Below are 16,957 nucleotides of genomic sequence, written 5' to 3' on the forward strand. Positions count from 1 at the left end.
ACCTCGGCGGCGGTCAGATAGACCAGCCGGTCGTTGCGTGGCGATGATTCGATGTAGCAGTTGGCGCACGTGAGGTTGCAAAGCGTGCCGGTGTTGAACCACAGCGTGTCGAGAGAGCGCAGCGCGACATGCGCGCGCGTCTCACCCCTGGCGGTGGTCAGGGGATCCTTGAACTTCGCCGGATCGATCGGAACGGTGAGCATCGATTGGGTCCTGCGTGACGATATGAGGTGAGCCTAGCACAGACCGCCCACGCTCGACCGGGAGCATGGGCTTGGCTACGGTCCTGCATCAACCGGGGAGACAAATGCTCGACGCCCAATCGCTGGACAAGATCCTGAGGAATGCCCGCACGCACAATGTCTGGCTGCCCAAGCCGGTTACCGATCAGCAACTGCGTGAGATCTACGAAATCATGAAATGGGGGCCGACCTCGGTGAACTCCCAGCCGGGCCGCATCGTCTTCGTCCGCACGCGCGAGGGCAAGGAGAAGCTGAAGCCCGCCCTCAGCCCGGGCAACCTCGACAAGACGATGGCGGCGCCGGTCACCGCGATCGTCGCCTACGACACGCAATTCTACGAGCACCTGCCGACCATCTTCCCGCACAATCCAGCGGCGATCGAGCTGTTCAAGGGCGCGGGAAAGGAGGAGATGGCGCGGGTGACCGCGGTGCGCAACGGCACCTTGCAGGGCGCGTACCTCATCATTGCCGCCCGCGCGCTGGGGTTCGATTGCGGTGCGATGAGCGGCTTCAATAATGCGATGGTCGACCAGGCCTTCTTTCCGGACGGCCGCTTCAAGTCGAACTTCCTGTGCAACATCGGCTACGGCGACCACAGCAAGCTGTTCAACCGCAGCCCGCGCCATTCGTTCGAGGAGGCGTGCACGCTGATGTGATCGGGTCTTCGCTGGGAGCGCGCCACTCCGATGGCGCTCATGGTCTTCATCTGGACCGCGGGCGTCCCGCCCGCCCTTCTCATGAGCCATGAGCGGGCGAGACGCCCGCGGTCCGAAAAGAGCATGAGCGCCATCGGAGTGGCGCGCTGACAGTAATGAGCATAATCGCTGAAAGCCTCAAATCCCGAAATTGCGGCCGATCGAGCGCCACGGGATCGGCAGCAGCGAGACCAGGGCGGCGACGCCGAAGGCCAGGATGACGGCGCCGGAAATGCGGTTCAGCCACAGCAGGCCGACGCCGGTGAAGCGTGCGCGCAGCGCCACCGAAGCGGTGCAGATCAGGATCCACCAGGCGAGCGCGCCGCAGAACACGGCGGTGACCAAGAGGCCGGCGTCGGGCAGGCTGGCGCCGACGCCCGCCAGGTTACGGCCGGCGAAGGCCGCGCCGAAGGCCATCACGGTCAGCGGGTTGAACACGGTGATGAAGAAGCTTGAGCTGGCGTACTGGAAGTGGGTCGAGATGCGGTGCTCGCGGTCGTCGGCCACCGGATCGCCGACCGTGCGCGGGCGGTGGCGCATGGTGGTCCAGCCCATGGCGCACAGGCCGGTGCCGCCGAGGGCGAGCAGCCAGGCCTCGCGTTCGGCGACGAACTGCTCGACGAAGGAGAGGCCGAATGCCGCAACCGCGCCGAACACTGCATCGCCCAGCGCGGCGCCGATGCCGGTCAGGTAGCCGGCCACCGCGCCGACGGTGATCGAGCGGCGGATGCACAGCACTGCCGCTGGCCCGACCGGCACGGCGATCAGGAAGCCGATGATGGCGCCTTCGATGGCAAGCGCAATGGGATCGAAGACGAAGCCCGGGACTCTCATGGCCGGGCTAGAGCGCCTCGGCGACGAAGCAACGCCGCGGGGCGACCAGGCGATCCTGCGCCGCCACCAGCTGCAGCTCGCGCTCGCCGGCGGCGCGCGTCGCCTCGAGCACGGCGAAGATCGACGAGGCCGCCTTGCCGAGCGCCAGCGCGACGTCGCCGCTTTCGATCCAGTGGGCGGAGAACAAAGCCGCCACCGCATCACCGGTGCCGTTGGGGGCGATCTCGAAACCGATCAGCGGCGTGGCGATGCGCCAGGCGGCGTCGCGGCCGACGGCCAGCATCTCGATCCGGTCGGGCGGCGCGTCGGCGCGGCGCAGGCTGGTGATCAGGGCGAGCCTCGGCCCGTTCAGCAGAGTGCGCGCCGCGGCCAGCGCGTCGTCCAGGGTCGTCACCGTGCGACCCGTCAGGTGCTCGAGCTCGAAATGGTTGGGGGTGACCAGGTCGCAGGCCGGAATGGCACGCTCGCGGAAGAAGGCGTCGATGCCCGGCCGGACATACAGGCCGGTGTCGACGTCGCCCAGCACCGGATCGCAGCACCACAGTGCGCGCGGGTTGGCCTGGCGCACGCGGCGTGCAGTATCGAGCACGACATCGGCCAGGGCGGCGTCGCCGACGTAGCCGGTGAGCAGGGCGTCGCAGCGCTTCAGGAGGCCCAGCGCCTCGATGCCCTGCACGATCTCGCCCACCTGGTCGGCCGGTGCGACCCTGCCGCGCCAGGCGCCGTAGCCGGTGTGATTGGAGAATTCCACCGTGTTTACCGCCCAGACCTCGTGGCCCAATCGTTGCAAAGGAAAGGTGGCTGCCCGGTTGCCGACATAGCCGTAGGCGACATGGCTCTGAAGAGAAAGAAAATGCATGCAGTCCAAGACCTTGCCACAAGCAGGCCCGCCGTTATAGTCCGCCGCCCCTGCAGGTATCCCCGTCGCCCGGAACCTCACTCCTCGGAACCCCGCTCCCCGGAATCATCGTGATGGCCCAGATCGTCCGTCCTCGCCGCAGCGTCCTCTACATGCCGGGTGCCAACACGCGCGCGCTGGAGAAGGCGCGCACTCTGCCGGCCGACGCGCTGATCTTCGACCTCGAGGACGCGGTGGCGCCCGACGCCAAGGAGGCGGCACGTGCCAACGTGGTGGTGGCGGCGCAAGGTCGCAGCTACGGCAAGCGCGAGATCGCCATCCGCTGCAACGGGCTCGCCACCGAGTGGGGCAAGGCCGACATTGCCGCTATCGCAAAATCGGGCGCCGACGCAATCCTGGTGCCCAAGGTCGAGAGCGCGGCGCAGGTGCACGATGTCGTGACGCAGCTCGATGCGGCAGGCGCGCCGGCCTCGATGATGGTGTGGGCGATGATGGAGACGCCTAAGGGCATCCTGCGCGCCGAGGAGATCGCCGGCGCCCATCCGCGGCTCAGCCTCTTCGTCATGGGCACCAACGACCTGGTGAAGGACATGCGCGCGCGCCACACGCCGATGCGCCTGCCGATGGTAACGGCGCTCGGCCTCGGCATGCTGGCGGCGCGCGCTCACGGGCTCACCATCCTCGACGGCGTCTACAACGACATCAAGGACGAGGCGGGCTTCCGTGCCGCCTGCCAGCAGGGCCTCGAGATGGGCTTCGACGGCAAGACGCTCATCCATCCCAGCCAGGTCGAGCCGTGCAACGAGGTGTTCGCGCCGTCGTCGTCTGAGCTCGAGATGGCGGGCAAGATCGTCACCGCCTTCAGGCAGGCGCAGGCCGAGGGCAAGGGCGTGGTCACGGTCGACGGCCGTATGATCGAGAACCTGCACGTCGAGCAGGCCGAGCGCGCCCTGGCGCTCGACGCCGCGATCCGCGAGATGCTGGAAGCGGCGTGACCGTGTTTTCTTCCGGACCGCGAGCGTCTCGCTCGCTCAAGCTCTTCCTGGACCGCGGGCGTCCCCCCCGCACAAGAACCATGATCGGGCGGGGCGCCCCCAGTCCAGGAAGAGCTCATGTATCTTAAGCGAGCGAGACGCTCGCGGTCCGGAAGACCATGAAAGAGACCAACATGAGAACCAAGAGCAAGACCAGCGCCGGCAACTTCTTCGAAGATTTCCACGTCGGCCAGGAGATCCGGCACGCCACGCCGCGCACGCTCACCGAGGCCGATGCCGCGCTCAATGTCGGGCTCTACGGCTCGCGTTTCGCCATCAACTCGTCCGACGTGTTCGCACGCGCGCTCGGCCTGCCGCGCGCGCCGCTCGACGATCTGCTGGTCTTCCATGTCGTGATCGGCAAGACGGTGCCCGACATCTCCCTCAATGCCGTGGCCAATCTCGGCTACGCCGAGTTCCGCTGGGGTGTCCCGGTCTACCCCGGCGACACGCTGTCGGCGCAGTCGACGGTGCTCGGCCTGCGGGAAAACTCCAACCGCGCGAGCGGCGTGGTCTGGGTGCGCTCGACCGGGGTCAACCAGAACGGCGAGATGGTGCTCGACTACGTGCGCTGGGTGATGGTGAACAAGCGCGATCGCGAGGCTGCCGTCGCGCAGGCGGTGACGCCCAGGACGGCGCCTTCGGTGGCGCCGGCCGACCTGATCGTGCCCAAGGGGCTCGACCTCGCCGGCTACGACGACATCGCGGCAGGGTCGTCGGATCGCTGGGAGGACTACCAACCGGGCGAGCGTATCGACCATGTGAGCGGCATCACGCTCGAGGAGTCCGATCACATGTTCTCGACGCGGCTCTATCAGAACACCGCGCGGGTTCATTTCGACGCTTTCGCCGGCAAGAGCACGCGCTTCGGCCGACGGTTGGCCTATGGCGGGCACGTGATCTCCCTCGCCCGCGCGCTGTCCTTCAACGGGCTGGCCAACGGCTTTCGCATGGCCGCGATCAACGGCGGCAGCCATGTCGCGCCGACCTTCGGTGGCGACACGATCTATGCCTGGTCCGAAGTGCTGGAGACGGCGCCCCTGCGGGGCCGCGCCGACGTAGGTGGCCTGCGCGTCCGCACGATCGCCAGCAAGGATTGCCCGGCCGGCTCGTGGCCGGGCAAGCAGGCCGACGGCAAGTACCACCCGGCGGTCGTGCTCGATCTCGACTACTGGCTGCTGGTGCCGCGCCGGCGCTAGCACCTCATGATCTTGGACCGCGGGCGCCTGGCCCGCCAATGAACGACCATGCGAATGCTCAGCGCTTGACCATGAGGACTCTGAGCGGGCGGGACGCCCGCGGTCCGTCATGATCATGAGCGGGCGGGACGCCCGCGGTCCCGTCATGAAGCAGGGGATACTCCCGACGCCCAGCTCAGCTCGCAAATTTCGCTGAGAAATCCGGGGCTTAAGCTTGAAGTTCCCCTCACTTTCGTTGAACTGACGGCGGCCGCGCGCTAAACAGGACAAAGCCGTCTCGCTATTCGGGGTCCATCGCGATGAGCGTCGCCAATCGGCCGGTCCACCGGCCACTCTCTCCGCACCTGCAGGTCTACCGGCCGCAGCTCACCTCGGTCCTGTCGATCCTGCATCGCGGGACCGGCATGGCCTTGTCGGTGGGGGCGCTCTATCTCGCGACCTGGGTGGTCTACGCCTCCGCGAGCCCCAAGACCTACGCGCTGTTCCAGGGCTTCAACACCTCGATCCTGGGCCGCATCTTTTTGGCCGGCTGGCTGTTTTGTCTATTCTACCACCTGTGCAACGGCATCCGGCACCTGTTCTGGGACGCCGGCTACGGCTTCGAGCTCAAGGATGCCTATCGCAGCGGCTGGATCGTGGTCGGCGTATCGGCAGTGGCGACCCTGGTATCGTGGATCGTCGGCCTGAGCCTGGCGTAAGGAGAGCGGACCATGGATGATCGCAGAACTCCCCTGGCCCGCGCCCGCGGCCTCGGTTCGGCGCGCGACGGCCTGCATCATTGGTGGGCGCAGCGGATCACCGCCATCGCCCTGATCCCGCTGGTCGTGTGGTTCGCGGTGTCTCTCGTGATGCTGAGCGGCGCCGACCACATGGCGGTGCGTGCGTGGATCGGCTCGCCGGTCGTCATGGTGTTGCTGATCCTGACCATCGTCATCGGCCTGCATCACGGCCAGCTCGGCATGCAGGTCGTGGTCGAGGACTACGTGCACGGCGACGGCTGGAAGCTCGCCCTGATCGTGGCCATCCGCTTCGTCGCGTTCTTCTTCGGGCTGGCGGCGGTGGTCGCCATCCTGCGCATCGGTTTCGGAGGCTGACATGGCCGAGGCAAGCAGCGGCAAGACCAACGGCGCCAGTGCCGGCACCGTCAACATCGGCGGCAATGCCTACAAGGTCGTCGATCACGAGTACGACGTCGTCGTGGTCGGCGCCGGTGGCTCGGGCCTGCGCGCCACGTTCGGCATGGCGGCCAAGGGCCTGAAGACGGCCTGTGTCACCAAGGTGTTTCCGACCCGCAGCCACACTGTGGCGGCGCAGGGCGGCATCGCGGCGTCGCTCGGCAACATGGGGCCGGACGATTGGCGCTGGCACATGTACGACACGGTGAAGGGCTCGGACTGGCTGGGCGACCAGGACGCCATCGAATACATGTGTCGCGAGGCAGTGCCGGCCGTCATCGAGCTTGAGCATTACGGCGTGCCCTTCAGCCGAACGCCCGAGGGCAAGATCTACCAGCGTCCGTTCGGCGGCATGACGACCGAGTACGGCAAGGGCATCGCCCACCGCGCCTGTGCCGCAGCCGACCGCACCGGCCATGCCATGCTGCATACGCTCTACCAGCAGTCGCTCAAGAACAACGCCGAGTTCTTCGTCGAGTACTATGCGCTCGACCTGATCATGGACGAGGGCGTGTGCCGCGGCGTCATGGCCTGGAACCTCGACGACGGCACCATCCATCGCTTCCGCGCCCACAAGACCGTGCTGGCGACCGGCGGCTACGGTCGCGCCTACTTTTCCTGCACCTCGGCGCACACCTGCACCGGCGACGGTGGCGCCATGGTGCTGCGCGCCGGCCTGCCGACCCAGGACATGGAGTTCGTCCAGTTCCATCCCACCGGCATCTACGGCGCGGGCTGCCTGATCACCGAGGGCGTGCGCGGCGAGGGCGGCTACGTGACCAACGCCAGCGGCGAGCGTTTCATGGAACGCTACGCGCCGTCGGCCAAGGATCTGGCCTCGCGCGATGTCGTCAGCCGCTCGATGACCATCGAGATCCGCGAAGGCCGCGGCTGCGGCCCCAACAAGGACTACATCGAGCTGCACATCGAGCATCTCGACCCGAAGCTGATCCACGAGCGCCTGCCCGGCATCGCCGAGACGGCGCGGATCTTCGCCGGCGTCGACGTGACGCGCCAGCCGATACCCATCCTGCCGACCTGCCACTACAACATGGGCGGCATCCCGACCAATCATCACTGCGAGGTGCTGACGGTCAAGGACGGCGACCCGAACTACGTGGTTCCGGGGTTGATGGCGATCGGCGAGGCGGCCTGCGTCTCGGTGCACGGCGCCAACCGGCTCGGCACCAACTCGCTGCTCGACCTCGTAGTGTTTGGCCGCTCCGCCGCCAATCGCGCCCTCGAGCTGGTGACGCCCGGCGAGCCGCACAAGCGGCTGGCGCACGCCGGCGAGGAAGCGATCGCCCGCTTCGACCGGCTGCGCCATGCCTCAGGCGGCACCGGCACCGCCCAGTTGCGCACGAACATGCAGCGCGCCATGCAGAACGACTGCGCCGTGTTCCGCACCCAGCAGAGCCTCGACGAGGGCTGCAACAATCTGGAAAAGGTGATCGGCGGGCGTTCCGATATCCGGGTCAAGGACCGCTCGCTGATCTGGAACTCCGACCTGATGGAGACGCTGGAGTTCGAGAACCTGATCCTGCTCGCCCAGGCGACCATCCGGTCCGCCGCCAACCGCAAGGAAAGCCGCGGCGCGCACGCCCGCGAGGACTACCCCGAGCGCGACGACAAGGAATGGCTGAAGCACACGGTGATCTGGGTCGACGACAGCGGCAAGACGCGCATCGATTATCGCCCGGTCAAGCTGCAGCCGATGAGCAACGACGTTCAGTCGTTCCCGCCCAAGGCGCGCGTGTACTGAGCAACGTCCGACAGGTCGAGAGGGAACGATGGCCGAGTTCGCACTGCCCGCCAATTCCAAGATCGGCGCGGGCCAAACCTACAAGGCGCCGGCGGGCGCCAAGAACATCCGGACATTCAAGGTCTATCGCTGGACGCCTGACGACGGCAAGAATCCCTCGCTCGACACCTACGAGGTCGACTTGGACAGCTGCGGGCCGATGGTTCTCGACGCGCTGATCAAGATCAAGAACGAGATGGACAGCTCGCTGACCTTCCGCCGCTCGTGCCGCGAGGGCGTGTGCGGCTCGTGCGCGATGAACATCGACGGCACCAACACGCTGGCCTGCACCAAGTACCTGTCCGACATCAAGGGCGACGTGAAGATCTACCCGCTGCCCCACATGCCGGTGGTGCGCGACCTGGTGCCCGATCTCACCGTGCCCTACGCCCAGCTCGCCTCCATCGAGCCGTGGCTGAAATCGACCAGCCAGCCGCCGACCCGCGAGCGCCTGCAGTCGCACGACGAGCGCGCCCGGCTCGACGGGCTGTGGGAGTGCATCCTGTGCTTCTGCTGCTCGACCGCGTGCCCGAGCTACTGGTGGAATGGCGAGCGCTATCTCGGCCCGGCGATCCTGCTGCAGGCCTACCGTTGGCTGGCCGACAGCCGCGACGAGGCCAAGGGCGAGCGCCTCGACCAGCTCGAGGATCCGTTCCGGCTCTACCGCTGCCACACCATTATGAACTGCACCAAGACCTGCCCCAAGGGTCTCAATCCGGCGAAGGCCATCGCCGAGATCAAGAAGATGATGGTCGAGCGGACGATTTGACGGTCTGAGCGACGGAGATGTAGAATTTTGGCCAAGTTGGCCAGATTTCCATGACCAGGGTCTTCAACCTCTACGAGGCCAAGAACCAGCTCTCGTCGCTGGTGGATCGTGCTGCCTCTGGCGAGGAGATCGTGGTCGCCAAGCACTGTCGGCCGATGGCCAAGCTGGTGCCGGTTCCAGGTGCCCCGAAGGGGCGACGACGCCCGTCGGGGCTCATGAAAATCAAATGGATCGCGCCGGATTTCGACGATCCGCTGCCTCCTGAGCTGCTGAAGCAATTCGGCTACGATCCCTGAGCTGTGGATCTCCTCGCCGACACGCACGATTTCCTGTGGTGGGAATGGAGCGAGCTGTCGCAGACGGCGCGCGAGGCAATCGGCGATATCGGTAACGGGTATTCGTAAGTGTGGCGACAGTCTGGGAGATATCGATCAAGAGAGCCAGCGGTCGCCTCGACTTCGACGGCGACACGATCGCATCATGCACTGCGAGCAGGTTCCAGATACTTCCGATCTTGGCCGAGCACGCGGAACTCGCAGGCCGGCTGCCGCTTCACCATACCGATCCATTCGACCGAATGCTTGTCGCGCAAGCCACGATAGAAGGGCTGGTGCTCCTGACAAGGGACCGTAAGCTCACTCCGTACGGCGTGCCGATCTTCGGTGCGGGCTGAGACGGCGTGGCGTTTGCCAGGCTTGGACTGCAATTGAAACAGAGGGCGCGAGCATGATCGTCAAATCCTTTATTGCAATAGGGGCACTCTCTGGGGCAGTTGCCCTGACGTCTTCACCCGCCTTGGCTGGCACCACGTTCGATGCGGTCAAGGCCAAGGGCTTCGTGCAATGCGCGGTGAATACCGGGCTCGCCGGGTTCTCGTTCTCCGACAGCCAGGGCAAATGGACGGGGCTCGACGTCGATCTCTGCAAGGCGATCGCTGCCGCGATGTTCGGAGATGCGGAGAAGGTGAAGTTCACGCCGACCACGGCGCAGCAGCGCTTCGTCGCCCTGCAGTCGGGCGAGGTCGACGTCATCACCCGCAACGCCACGCAGACCCTGATGCGCGATACCTCGCTCGGCTTCAACGGCGCCGGCGTCAATTTCTACGACGGTCAGGGCTTCCTCGTGCCGGCCAAGAGCGGCATCAAGAGCGCCAAGGAGCTGAACGGCGCCACGATCTGCGTGCAGCCCGGCACGACCACCGAGCTCAACCTCGCCGACTACTTCCGCAAGAACAAGATGACCTTCAAGCCGGTGCTGATCGAGAAGCTCGATGAGCTTCTGCAGGCCTACGCCGCGGGCCGCTGCGATGCGTACACGACGGACGCCTCAGGCCTGGCCGCGGTGCGCGCCGCGCAGCTCTCAGGCAAGGGCGAGCATGCGATCCTGCCCGAGCGCATCTCCAAGGAACCGCTCGGTCCGATCGTGCGGCACGGCGATGACCAGTGGCTCGACCTGGTGAAGTGGACCCTGATGGGCATGATCGAGGCCGAGGAGCTCGGCATCACCTCGAAGAACGTCGACGAGATGCTGAAGAGCGACGATCCCGTCATCAAGCGCTTCCTCGGCGTGACGCCGGGCTACGGCAAGGCGGTCGGCGTCGACGAGAAGTGGATGTACAACATCATCAAGCAGATCGGGAACTATGGCGAGAGCTACGAGCGCCATGTCGGCGTCAACACCCCGCTCAAGCTTGAGCGCGGTCAGAACGCGCTGTGGACCAACGGCGGCCTGATGTACGCGATTCCGTTCAGGTGACGATCTTCTCCTCCCCAGCAAAGCTGGGGAGGAGGGGTTGACGCCGTCACCCCACCCGATCGAAGCGCATCTTCTTGATGCGGCCGGTCGAGACCTCGAGCGCGGTGATGTTGCCGGCGCCGTCGCGCACCAGGTGCGCGAGTTGGGTCGGGGTGATCCAGCTTGCCGGCGATTCGATCTCGATCGTGTCGGCGTCGAGGCCGCGTATCGTCCACGGCGGGCCGCCGGCGATCAGCGGGCCGCTCACGGCCATGGTCCAGGCCTCGCCGTTGTGCTGGATCGTCCAGGTGGCGCCGCAATCGGCCGAGGCGTAGCGGCCGTCGAGCGCGGCCGGCACGGCGTCGCGCTGGCCGAGCCTGCTGAAGGCGAGCACGCGGCCGGCGCCGAGATCGACGGCGACGCGATCCTTGCCGTCGGGCTTCATCGCGAACTCGAACGAGCCGCGCTCGGCAGCGAGCCAGCCGTCGGCACGGCGGCCGAGCACGAAGGGCATGCCGTTCTGCGTCACCGTCGCCTCGCCGTTGCGCCACGCCAGGTCGAACAGCGACGGTTCCTCGGCGTTGAACCAGGCGCCGGCGAGCGGCGCGATCTCGACCTCGGTGAGAGCGGAGGGCGCCGGCTTCAGGCGTTCATGGCCTTCCAGGACCATCCGGGCGATGGTGCGCGCCTGGCGCCACGGATCGATGCTCGCGAGGTTGGCGATCACCACCACGGTGAGATCGGCCTCCGGCACGCGCAGGAACTCGGTGCGGAAGCCCGGCCACAGCCCGCCGTGGCCGATCGTCTGCAGGCCGCCCAGGTCATCGGCCTGCACGCCGCGGCGATATTTGTTGGCGTGGCCGCCGGCGAGGGGCCGCACGGCGGCGAGCTGAGCCGGCAGGTCGCCAAGCGACAGCGTCGGCCGGTCGAAATGGCGGCTCCAGATCAGCAGGTCGTCAGCCGTCGAAGTGAGGCCGCCTTCGCCGCCCTGCGGATAGCCGTGCTGGGCGCGACGGAAACCGCTCGCCGCGTCGCCCAGATAGCCGGTTGCGAGGTCGGGGGTCACGGCATCAATCTCGGCCACCAGCTGGGTCCCGGTCATGCCGAGCGGTCGGAAGAGGCGCTCGGCCAGCACCTCGCCCAGCTTCTTGCCCTCGACCCGCTCGATGATGTGGCCGAGCAGCAGGAAGTTGGTGTTGCTGTAGAGAAAGCGGCTGCCCGGCGTGAAGTTGAGGTGGCCGTTGCGATGGCAGGCGGCCAGGAGATCCTCCGGTCGCGCCGGCTTGTCGAGCCCGTGGCCGCCCAGCCGCAGCAATTCGAGGAAGTCGGGCAGGCCGCTCGAGTTGCGCATCATCTGGTCGATGGTGACGGGCAGGGGCTTCAGCTCCGGCACGTATTTGTGCGGCGGTGCGTCGAGGTCGAGCCTGCCTTCGGCCGCCAGCATCAGGGCGGCGCTGACGGTGAACTGCTTGCTGACCGAGGCGATTCGAAAGCGCGTGTGCGGGCCGATCGGCACGCCGAGCTCGACGCTGGCGAGGCCGTAACCCTTGCGCAGCTCGATCCGGCCGCCTTGCATGACGGCGACGATGGCGCCGGGCGAGCCTTGCTTCGTATAGTGGGCGAACAGCGCGTCGACACGATGTTCGAGAGCGAGAGAGTCGATGGAAGGGGATGAGGCTGGCATTGAGGACATGGCAGGCACTGAAGCCAAGCGGCTCGTGATTGTAAAGCCGAGCCGCTACCATCTCTCGAACACGGGAGGAACGCGAGATGGAGCGGCGCTTCGTCAAGGTCGAGAAGGGAATGGGGCCGCAGGGCCGGATCGCCGTGGTGCGCTTCGATCGCGGCGACGACATCAATGCCCTGAGCCACCAGGCGATGCGCGAGCTGCGCGACGTGCCGCGCGATTTCGAGGACGATCTCGAGACCTCGGTAGTGATCCTGACCGGTTCGGCCAGGGCGTTCTCCGCCGGCTTCGATCTCAAGGATCCCGAGGGCCGGCAACGCGATACCATGGCCATCGGCGAGCGCATCCATCGCCAGCGCCTCGGTCCGAAGATGTGCAAGGCGTGGCAGGACATGGAGCAGGTGACGGTCGCCGCCATCGAAGGCCATTGCATCGGCGGCGGCGCGGCGCTGGTCGTGGCGCTCGATTTCCGCACCTGCGGCCGCTCCGCGCATTTCCGCATTCCCGAGGTCGAGCTCGGCATGAACATGAGCTGGGGCTCGATCCCGCGCATGCTGGCGCTGATGGGACCGGCGCGCACCAAGCAGGCGGTCATCCTTGCCTCGGATCGCATCGGCGCCGCCGAGGCGCTGGCGTGGGGCCTGGTCGAGACCGTGGTCGAGGATGGGCAGGCTTTGCCTGCTGCGATGGCCTTCGCCGAGCGCATCGCGCGCCAGCCGCCGATCCCGGTGCGCATGAGCAAGACCACGGTGAATCGCTTCGCCCACGCGCTCGACGATCTCGGTTCGCACATGGATTCCGAGCAGAACGTCCTGACCGGCCTGACCGAGGACTATCGCGAAGGCACGTCGGCCTTCCGCGAGAAGCGCAAGCCGTCGTTCAAGGGGCGGTAGGTCTTCTCCTCCCCAGCTTCGCTGGGGAGGTGTCGCGTCATACGCGACGGAGAGGTCACGGGCTCATTGCTGGGAGCGCGCCACTCCGATGGCGCTCATCGGATGTATAGTCAGCAAGAAGAGCGCCATCGGAGTGGCGCGCTCCCAGCAATGAGCCCTCCGCCTGCCTGCGCGAAGCCGAAGCGGCTTCGCTTCGGCGAAGGCAGGTCCCCGATGACGGTGACACCTCCCCAGCGAAGACCCTGGGGAGACACCCAGCACGCCGGCGCGCACCACGATGCTGAGAAGATCGGGGCGGTACCCGCCCGATCTTCATAGTAGGCAAATGATCACATCTTCCGGCTGGGCAACTGGTCGATGATGGCCTGGCGCTGCGGGTCGTCGAGCATTGCCCAGCGGCCGATCTCCTCGATGTCGCGCTTGCAGCCGAGGCAGAAGCCGCTCTTGCGATCGAGCGTGCAGATGCCGATGCAGGGCGACATCACGCGGCGCAGCGGAGGCGGGCCGTCTCCCATGGCGGGCGCTCAGGGCTTCTTGCTGAGTTCGGCGAGCTGGTTCTGCAGCTCATCGAGCTTGCGCTTCAGTGCATCGATCGCGGCATCCTTGTTGGGCGCGGCATCTTTGTTCGACGCGGCTTCCTTGTTTGACGCGGCGGCTTCGGGCTTGGGCGGCTCCTGGCCGTTGGCGGCCGTCGGCGGCGGGGGATTGGGCCCGCCGGCCTGGCCGGGGTGGAACGGATTGAACATGCGCATGGCCTTCTCGAACATCGCCATGTTCTGCTTGCCCATCGTCTCGAACTGCTGGAACGGGTTGAAGCCGAAGGCATTCTGCATATAGCGCCGCATCTGCTCCTGGTTGCGGGCGAACTGGGTCATCGACATCTCGAGATACTGCGGCACCACGCCTTGCAGCGAATCGCCGTAGAACGAGATGAGCTGGCGCAGGAACGGGATCGGCAGCAGGTTCTGCCCGCTCTTGCTCTCCTCCTCGAAGATGATTTGGGTCAGCACCGAGCGGGTGATGTCGTCGCCGGTCTTGGCGTCGTAGACGACGAAGTCGGTCTTGTCCTTCACCATCTGCGACAGGTGGTCGAGCGTCACATACGCCGAGGTCGCCGTATTGTAGAGACGCCGGTTGGCGTATTTCTTGATCACCACGGGGGCGGGTTTGGGTCCGCTTTCGGGTACTGCCTGGTCGGCCATTACGCATCGCTCCCTCGTTCCCGAACGCGGTGAACGCCCGTTTATCTCGGAACTTAAACCTTAGCGCTGATACCGCAGTGCGACAAGGCAGGGTTTGCGCTTGCGAAAGCCGTGTTCGCGGCGCGATCCGCCAGCGATCCGCTATAGTGCGGGCATGCCTTCCGACAGCGACGATACCGCCGATTTCGACCGACTGGCGCGCCGTTACCTGGACCTCTGGCAGAGCCAGCTTTCCGGGCTCGCCGCCGACCCGGCGCTGACCGAACAGATTGCCCGCCTTTTCGCTGCCGCAAACGCGCAGTTCGCTTCGGTGCTGCAGGCGGCCCAAGGAGCTCCGCATGCATCCTCCCCGACTGGGACCGCGTCCGCTGCCGCTGCACCTGGGCACGGCCCTGATGACATGGGCGAGCTGCGAAAGCGCGTGGAAGCTCTGGAAGTCCGGCTCGCCCAGCTCGAGGCCCGCCTCGGCGCCTCCTGAGTCGCTGGCCGCCCTGCTGCCCGAGGTCGCCGCCCTCGAGGCGGCGAAAGGCGAGAGGTTCGAAGCGGCGCTCCAGCGCGAGATCGCCCGCCGCCTGCGCCGGCTGGCCGACGGCGTGATCGCCTATCGCGAGCATCCGGTCCATCGTACCCTCGCGAACCCGCTGGCGGTCTGGAGCGAGGGCAACACGCGCCTGCTCGACTATGGCGCGACCCACCGTGCGGCGCGGACGCGCAGCGCGCGCGCCGTGCTCGTGGTGCCGTCGCTGATCAACCGCTGGGAAGTGCTCGACCTGACCCTCGAGAAGAGCCTGCTGCGCGCCATGGCGTCCGAGGGGCTCAGGCCCTATCTGGTCGATTGGGGAACGCCCGACGCCGACGAACGACGCTTCGATCTCACGGCCTACGTGGCCCGCCTCGAGCGTGCCGCGGCCTTCCTCGCCCGTCGGGCGCGCCGCGCACCGGCGGTGATGGGCTACTGTATGGGCGGCACGCTCGCCGTGGCCCTGGCGGCACGCCAGCCGCGCCGGGTCGCCGGGCTCGCCTTGCTGGCGACGCCGTGGGACTTCCACGCCGACCGAACGGGCCACGCCTTCCTGCTGACGGCGGGGCCGATGTTGGCTGAGATGGCCGACCGCATCGGCGAGCTGCCGGTCGACGTCCTGCAGACCCTGTTCTGGTCGCTCGATCCATGGCTCGCGGTCAAGAAGTTCGGCCGCTTCCTCGGCATGGACCCGCAGAGCCAGGCGGCACGCGAGTTTGTGCTGCTGGAGGACTGGCTGAACGGCGGCGCCCCGCTGGCCGGACCGACGGCGCGCGAGTGCCTGATCGGCTGGTATGGCGACAACCTGCCCGGCCGGGGCCAGTGGAAAGTCGGCGGCCGGCGGATCGTGCCGCGGCGGGTGAACGTCCCCGCACTGGTCATGATTCCCTCGGGCGATCGCATCGTGCCGCCCCTGTCGGCGGCGGCGCTTGCCGAGCCGGGACGCGGCTTCGACACCGTCGCGCGTCACGACCTGCCGCTCGGCCATATCGGCATGGTGGTGAGCGGCCGCGCGCGCGAGCTCTGCTGGACACCCCTGTTCGGGTGGCTGGGCGCCATCCCCGCCAAGCGCCGATCGTGATGTCGGGCCGCAAGACCTTCGATTGGCGCCTGTTCACCGCCTGGACGATCCTGCTGGCGGTATCCGTCGCGGCGCGCAGCTACGTCGAGATGGCCAACCAGCAGAGGATCGGCCGGCCGATCGGGCTCGATCATGCGCTGGCGATCGAGCTGACGAGCCATGTCGTCGTCGCGGCGCTGCTGCCCGCGCTGTACTGGCTGCACCGGCGTTGGCCGATCGGTGAATCGGTGCGCACTGTCACGATCCACGTCGCCGCCGTGGTGCCGTTCAGCATCGCCCACACGGTCGGCATGGCGGCGCTCCGCCTGCTCTGGTTCTCGGCGATCCTGCGAACCGACTATTCGTTTCCTCTCACCGCTGATCGACTGGCCTACGAGTTCGCCAAGGACATCGTGAGCTACGGCATGCTGAGCGCCGGTGTCCTGGCGCTGCGCTACCTGTTCGATCGCATACCGCAACGCGCCGACCCGGCGCTGCCGCCCGGGGGGCCCGTGGCGGGAGACACGGCGGCTGAGATCACAGCGGCAGAGCTCCCGGTGTCGGGGACGCCCGCGGCAGCGCCATCGGCGGCAGCATCGCCGCCCTTTTCGGAACGCTTCGCCGTTCGCAAGCGCGGCCGCGAGATCATGGTCGAGATGGCCGACATCGACTGGGTCGAGGCGTCTGGCAACTACGCGGTCCTGCATGTCGGCGGCGAGACCCTGGAGATCCGCTCCTCGCTCAGCAAGCTCGAAAGCGAGCTCGATCCCAAGCGATTCGTGCGGGTCCACAAATCCTACCTGGTGAACGTCACCCGCATCACGGAAGTGACGCCGTGGGTCAGCGGCGACTGGCGCATCCGCCTGCAGGATGGCGCCGAGGTGAACCTCAGCCGGCGCTACCGCCAGCGTTTCGAGAGCCTGGTGCCTGTGAAGAGCTGAAGACTGCGTAATTCGTTTGTCATGCTCTTCCGGACCGCGGGCGTCCCGCCCGCTCATCCTTCATGGATGAAACGAATGGCTCGTTCATGGAAGGAATGAACGGCGCATATGAATGCGCCGGGGTGGGCGGGACCCTTCGGCAAGCTCTCAGGGCAAGCGCCCGCGGTCCGGAAGAGCATGACGCTGCCATTGCGCACCGAGACCGGACGTCACGGCCATCCTGCCGGTCGTCCCACGGGCCGCGCCGGTCGTCACAAAATGCCCTGTAATCAAAGAGTTGAGGCGTAGGAGGGAGGCCCTGTGAAAGGTCCA

General features: G+C 66.9%; 18 protein-coding genes and 1 pseudogene. 13 read left to right on the forward strand and 6 right to left on the reverse strand.

From position 1 onward, the window contains the following. A pseudogene (locus tag AB7O82_RS09860) lies at nt 1-203 on the reverse strand (hypothetical protein); the annotation flags it as partial. Nucleotides 204-307: 104 nt separating this feature from the next. Here AB7O82_RS09860 and AB7O82_RS09865 point away from each other — a divergent pair. Further along, on the forward strand, nt 308-898 hold the full coding sequence (locus AB7O82_RS09865) for a malonic semialdehyde reductase (protein ID WP_428619286.1): 591 nt from the start codon (nt 308-310) through the stop codon (nt 896-898). A 177-nt stretch (nt 899-1,075) separates the two neighbouring features. Here the strand turns inward: AB7O82_RS09865 and AB7O82_RS09870 are convergent, their stop codons facing one another. Further along, the gene (locus AB7O82_RS09870; protein ID WP_428619288.1) at nt 1,076-1,771 is read right to left on the reverse strand and encodes a LysE family translocator; all 696 of its coding nucleotides are present in this window, start codon (nt 1,769-1,771) and stop codon (nt 1,076-1,078) included. 7 nt (nt 1,772-1,778) lie between these two features. After that, nucleotides 1,779-2,630, reverse strand: a complete 852-nt coding sequence (gene pdxY, locus AB7O82_RS09875; protein ID WP_428556479.1) for a pyridoxal kinase PdxY — start codon at nt 2,628-2,630, stop codon at nt 1,779-1,781. A 113-nt stretch (nt 2,631-2,743) separates the two neighbouring features. On the opposite strand from pdxY, the gene AB7O82_RS09880 reads away from it, so the two are divergent. The 9 genes from AB7O82_RS09880 (at nt 2,744) to AB7O82_RS09920 (ending at nt 10,363) form a co-directional block, all read left to right on the forward strand. Next, complete coding sequence (locus AB7O82_RS09880; protein ID WP_428556476.1) at nt 2,744-3,625, forward strand: HpcH/HpaI aldolase/citrate lyase family protein; 882 nt, start codon at nt 2,744-2,746, stop codon at nt 3,623-3,625. Nucleotides 3,626-3,798: 173 nt separating this feature from the next. After that, the gene (locus AB7O82_RS09885; protein ID WP_428541610.1) at nt 3,799-4,863 is read left to right on the forward strand and encodes a MaoC family dehydratase; all 1,065 of its coding nucleotides are present in this window, start codon (nt 3,799-3,801) and stop codon (nt 4,861-4,863) included. Between the two features lie 299 nt (nt 4,864-5,162). Beyond that, nucleotides 5,163-5,561, forward strand: a complete 399-nt coding sequence (sdhC, locus tag AB7O82_RS09890) for a succinate dehydrogenase, cytochrome b556 subunit (protein ID WP_428619290.1) — start codon at nt 5,163-5,165, stop codon at nt 5,559-5,561. 12 nt (nt 5,562-5,573) lie between these two features. After that, complete coding sequence (gene sdhD, locus AB7O82_RS09895; protein ID WP_428541604.1) at nt 5,574-5,957, forward strand: succinate dehydrogenase, hydrophobic membrane anchor protein; 384 nt, start codon at nt 5,574-5,576, stop codon at nt 5,955-5,957. Between the two features lies 1 nt (nt 5,958). Beyond that, complete coding sequence (sdhA, locus tag AB7O82_RS09900; RefSeq protein WP_428541601.1) at nt 5,959-7,800, forward strand: succinate dehydrogenase flavoprotein subunit; 1,842 nt, start codon at nt 5,959-5,961, stop codon at nt 7,798-7,800. 28 nt (nt 7,801-7,828) lie between these two features. After that, nucleotides 7,829-8,608: a succinate dehydrogenase iron-sulfur subunit gene (locus AB7O82_RS09905; protein ID WP_428541598.1), complete on the forward strand. Its 780-nt coding sequence runs from the start codon at nt 7,829-7,831 to the stop codon at nt 8,606-8,608. Nucleotides 8,609-8,658: 50 nt separating this feature from the next. After that, on the forward strand, nt 8,659-8,904 hold the full coding sequence (locus AB7O82_RS09910) for a type II toxin-antitoxin system Phd/YefM family antitoxin (RefSeq protein WP_428541595.1): 246 nt from the start codon (nt 8,659-8,661) through the stop codon (nt 8,902-8,904). A 110-nt stretch (nt 8,905-9,014) separates the two neighbouring features. Continuing rightward, on the forward strand, nt 9,015-9,281 hold the full coding sequence (locus AB7O82_RS09915) for a type II toxin-antitoxin system VapC family toxin (RefSeq protein WP_428541592.1): 267 nt from the start codon (nt 9,015-9,017) through the stop codon (nt 9,279-9,281). A 53-nt stretch (nt 9,282-9,334) separates the two neighbouring features. Beyond that, nucleotides 9,335-10,363, forward strand: a complete 1,029-nt coding sequence (locus tag AB7O82_RS09920) for an amino acid ABC transporter substrate-binding protein (protein ID WP_428619292.1) — start codon at nt 9,335-9,337, stop codon at nt 10,361-10,363. 46 nt (nt 10,364-10,409) lie between these two features. Here the strand turns inward: AB7O82_RS09920 and AB7O82_RS09925 are convergent, their stop codons facing one another. Further along, nucleotides 10,410-12,026: a serine hydrolase domain-containing protein gene (locus AB7O82_RS09925; protein WP_428619295.1), complete on the reverse strand. Its 1,617-nt coding sequence runs from the start codon at nt 12,024-12,026 to the stop codon at nt 10,410-10,412. A gap of 86 nt (nt 12,027-12,112) precedes the next feature. Between AB7O82_RS09925 and AB7O82_RS09930 the strand changes: the two genes are divergently transcribed. Next, entirely contained in the window at nt 12,113-12,922 is an 810-nt protein-coding gene (locus tag AB7O82_RS09930) for an enoyl-CoA hydratase/isomerase family protein (RefSeq protein ID WP_428541583.1), read from the forward strand. Between the two features lie 329 nt (nt 12,923-13,251). On the opposite strand, the gene AB7O82_RS09935 is transcribed toward AB7O82_RS09930, so the two are convergent. Both AB7O82_RS09935 and phaR read right to left on the reverse strand, forming a co-directional pair. Beyond that, the gene (locus tag AB7O82_RS09935) at nt 13,252-13,437 is read right to left on the reverse strand and encodes a DUF1289 domain-containing protein (RefSeq protein WP_428541580.1); all 186 of its coding nucleotides are present in this window, start codon (nt 13,435-13,437) and stop codon (nt 13,252-13,254) included. 9 nt (nt 13,438-13,446) lie between these two features. Continuing rightward, entirely contained in the window at nt 13,447-14,124 is a 678-nt protein-coding gene (phaR, locus tag AB7O82_RS09940; RefSeq protein WP_428541577.1) for a polyhydroxyalkanoate synthesis repressor PhaR, read from the reverse strand. Between the two features lie 338 nt (nt 14,125-14,462). Here phaR and AB7O82_RS09945 point away from each other — a divergent pair, with 338 nt between their 5' ends. Both AB7O82_RS09945 and AB7O82_RS09950 read left to right on the forward strand, forming a co-directional pair. Continuing rightward, on the forward strand, nt 14,463-15,725 hold the full coding sequence (locus tag AB7O82_RS09945) for an alpha/beta fold hydrolase (protein WP_428619297.1): 1,263 nt from the start codon (nt 14,463-14,465) through the stop codon (nt 15,723-15,725). Further along, complete coding sequence (locus tag AB7O82_RS09950) at nt 15,725-16,645, forward strand: LytR/AlgR family response regulator transcription factor (protein WP_428541568.1); 921 nt, start codon at nt 15,725-15,727, stop codon at nt 16,643-16,645. Before AB7O82_RS09945 ends, AB7O82_RS09950 begins: the two co-directional genes overlap by 1 nt. Nucleotides 16,646-16,957: the final 312 nt, after the last annotated feature.

The organism is Reyranella sp., from assembly GCF_050185545.1.
Taxonomy (GTDB): Bacteria; Pseudomonadota; Alphaproteobacteria; order Reyranellales; family Reyranellaceae; genus Reyranella.

Bases quoted from the DNA above. Each gene is read 5' to 3' on its own strand.
- AB7O82_RS09925 (WP_428619295.1), bottom strand. From the start codon at position 12,026: ATGCCAGCCTCATCCCCTTCCATCGACTCTCTCGCTCTCGAACATCGT.
- AB7O82_RS09905 (WP_428541598.1), top strand. From the start codon at position 7,829: ATGGCCGAGTTCGCACTGCCCGCCAATTCCAAGATCGGCGCGGGCCAA.
- sdhA (WP_428541601.1), top strand. From the start codon at position 5,959: ATGGCCGAGGCAAGCAGCGGCAAGACCAACGGCGCCAGTGCCGGCACC.
- pdxY (WP_428556479.1), bottom strand. From the start codon at position 2,630: ATGCATTTTCTTTCTCTTCAGAGCCATGTCGCCTACGGCTATGTCGGC.
- sdhD (WP_428541604.1), top strand. From the start codon at position 5,574: ATGGATGATCGCAGAACTCCCCTGGCCCGCGCCCGCGGCCTCGGTTCG.
- AB7O82_RS09910 (WP_428541595.1), top strand. From the start codon at position 8,659: ATGACCAGGGTCTTCAACCTCTACGAGGCCAAGAACCAGCTCTCGTCG.
- phaR (WP_428541577.1), bottom strand. From the start codon at position 14,124: ATGGCCGACCAGGCAGTACCCGAAAGCGGACCCAAACCCGCCCCCGTG.
- AB7O82_RS09945 (WP_428619297.1), top strand. From the start codon at position 14,463: ATGCATCCTCCCCGACTGGGACCGCGTCCGCTGCCGCTGCACCTGGGC.
- AB7O82_RS09880 (WP_428556476.1), top strand. From the start codon at position 2,744: ATGGCCCAGATCGTCCGTCCTCGCCGCAGCGTCCTCTACATGCCGGGT.
- AB7O82_RS09865 (WP_428619286.1), top strand. From the start codon at position 308: ATGCTCGACGCCCAATCGCTGGACAAGATCCTGAGGAATGCCCGCACG.
- AB7O82_RS09950 (WP_428541568.1), top strand. From the start codon at position 15,725: ATGTCGGGCCGCAAGACCTTCGATTGGCGCCTGTTCACCGCCTGGACG.
- AB7O82_RS09885 (WP_428541610.1), top strand. From the start codon at position 3,799: ATGAGAACCAAGAGCAAGACCAGCGCCGGCAACTTCTTCGAAGATTTC.
- sdhC (WP_428619290.1), top strand. From the start codon at position 5,163: ATGAGCGTCGCCAATCGGCCGGTCCACCGGCCACTCTCTCCGCACCTG.
- AB7O82_RS09920 (WP_428619292.1), top strand. From the start codon at position 9,335: ATGATCGTCAAATCCTTTATTGCAATAGGGGCACTCTCTGGGGCAGTT.
- AB7O82_RS09930 (WP_428541583.1), top strand. From the start codon at position 12,113: ATGGAGCGGCGCTTCGTCAAGGTCGAGAAGGGAATGGGGCCGCAGGGC.
- AB7O82_RS09870 (WP_428619288.1), bottom strand. From the start codon at position 1,771: ATGAGAGTCCCGGGCTTCGTCTTCGATCCCATTGCGCTTGCCATCGAA.
- AB7O82_RS09935 (WP_428541580.1), bottom strand. From the start codon at position 13,437: ATGGGAGACGGCCCGCCTCCGCTGCGCCGCGTGATGTCGCCCTGCATC.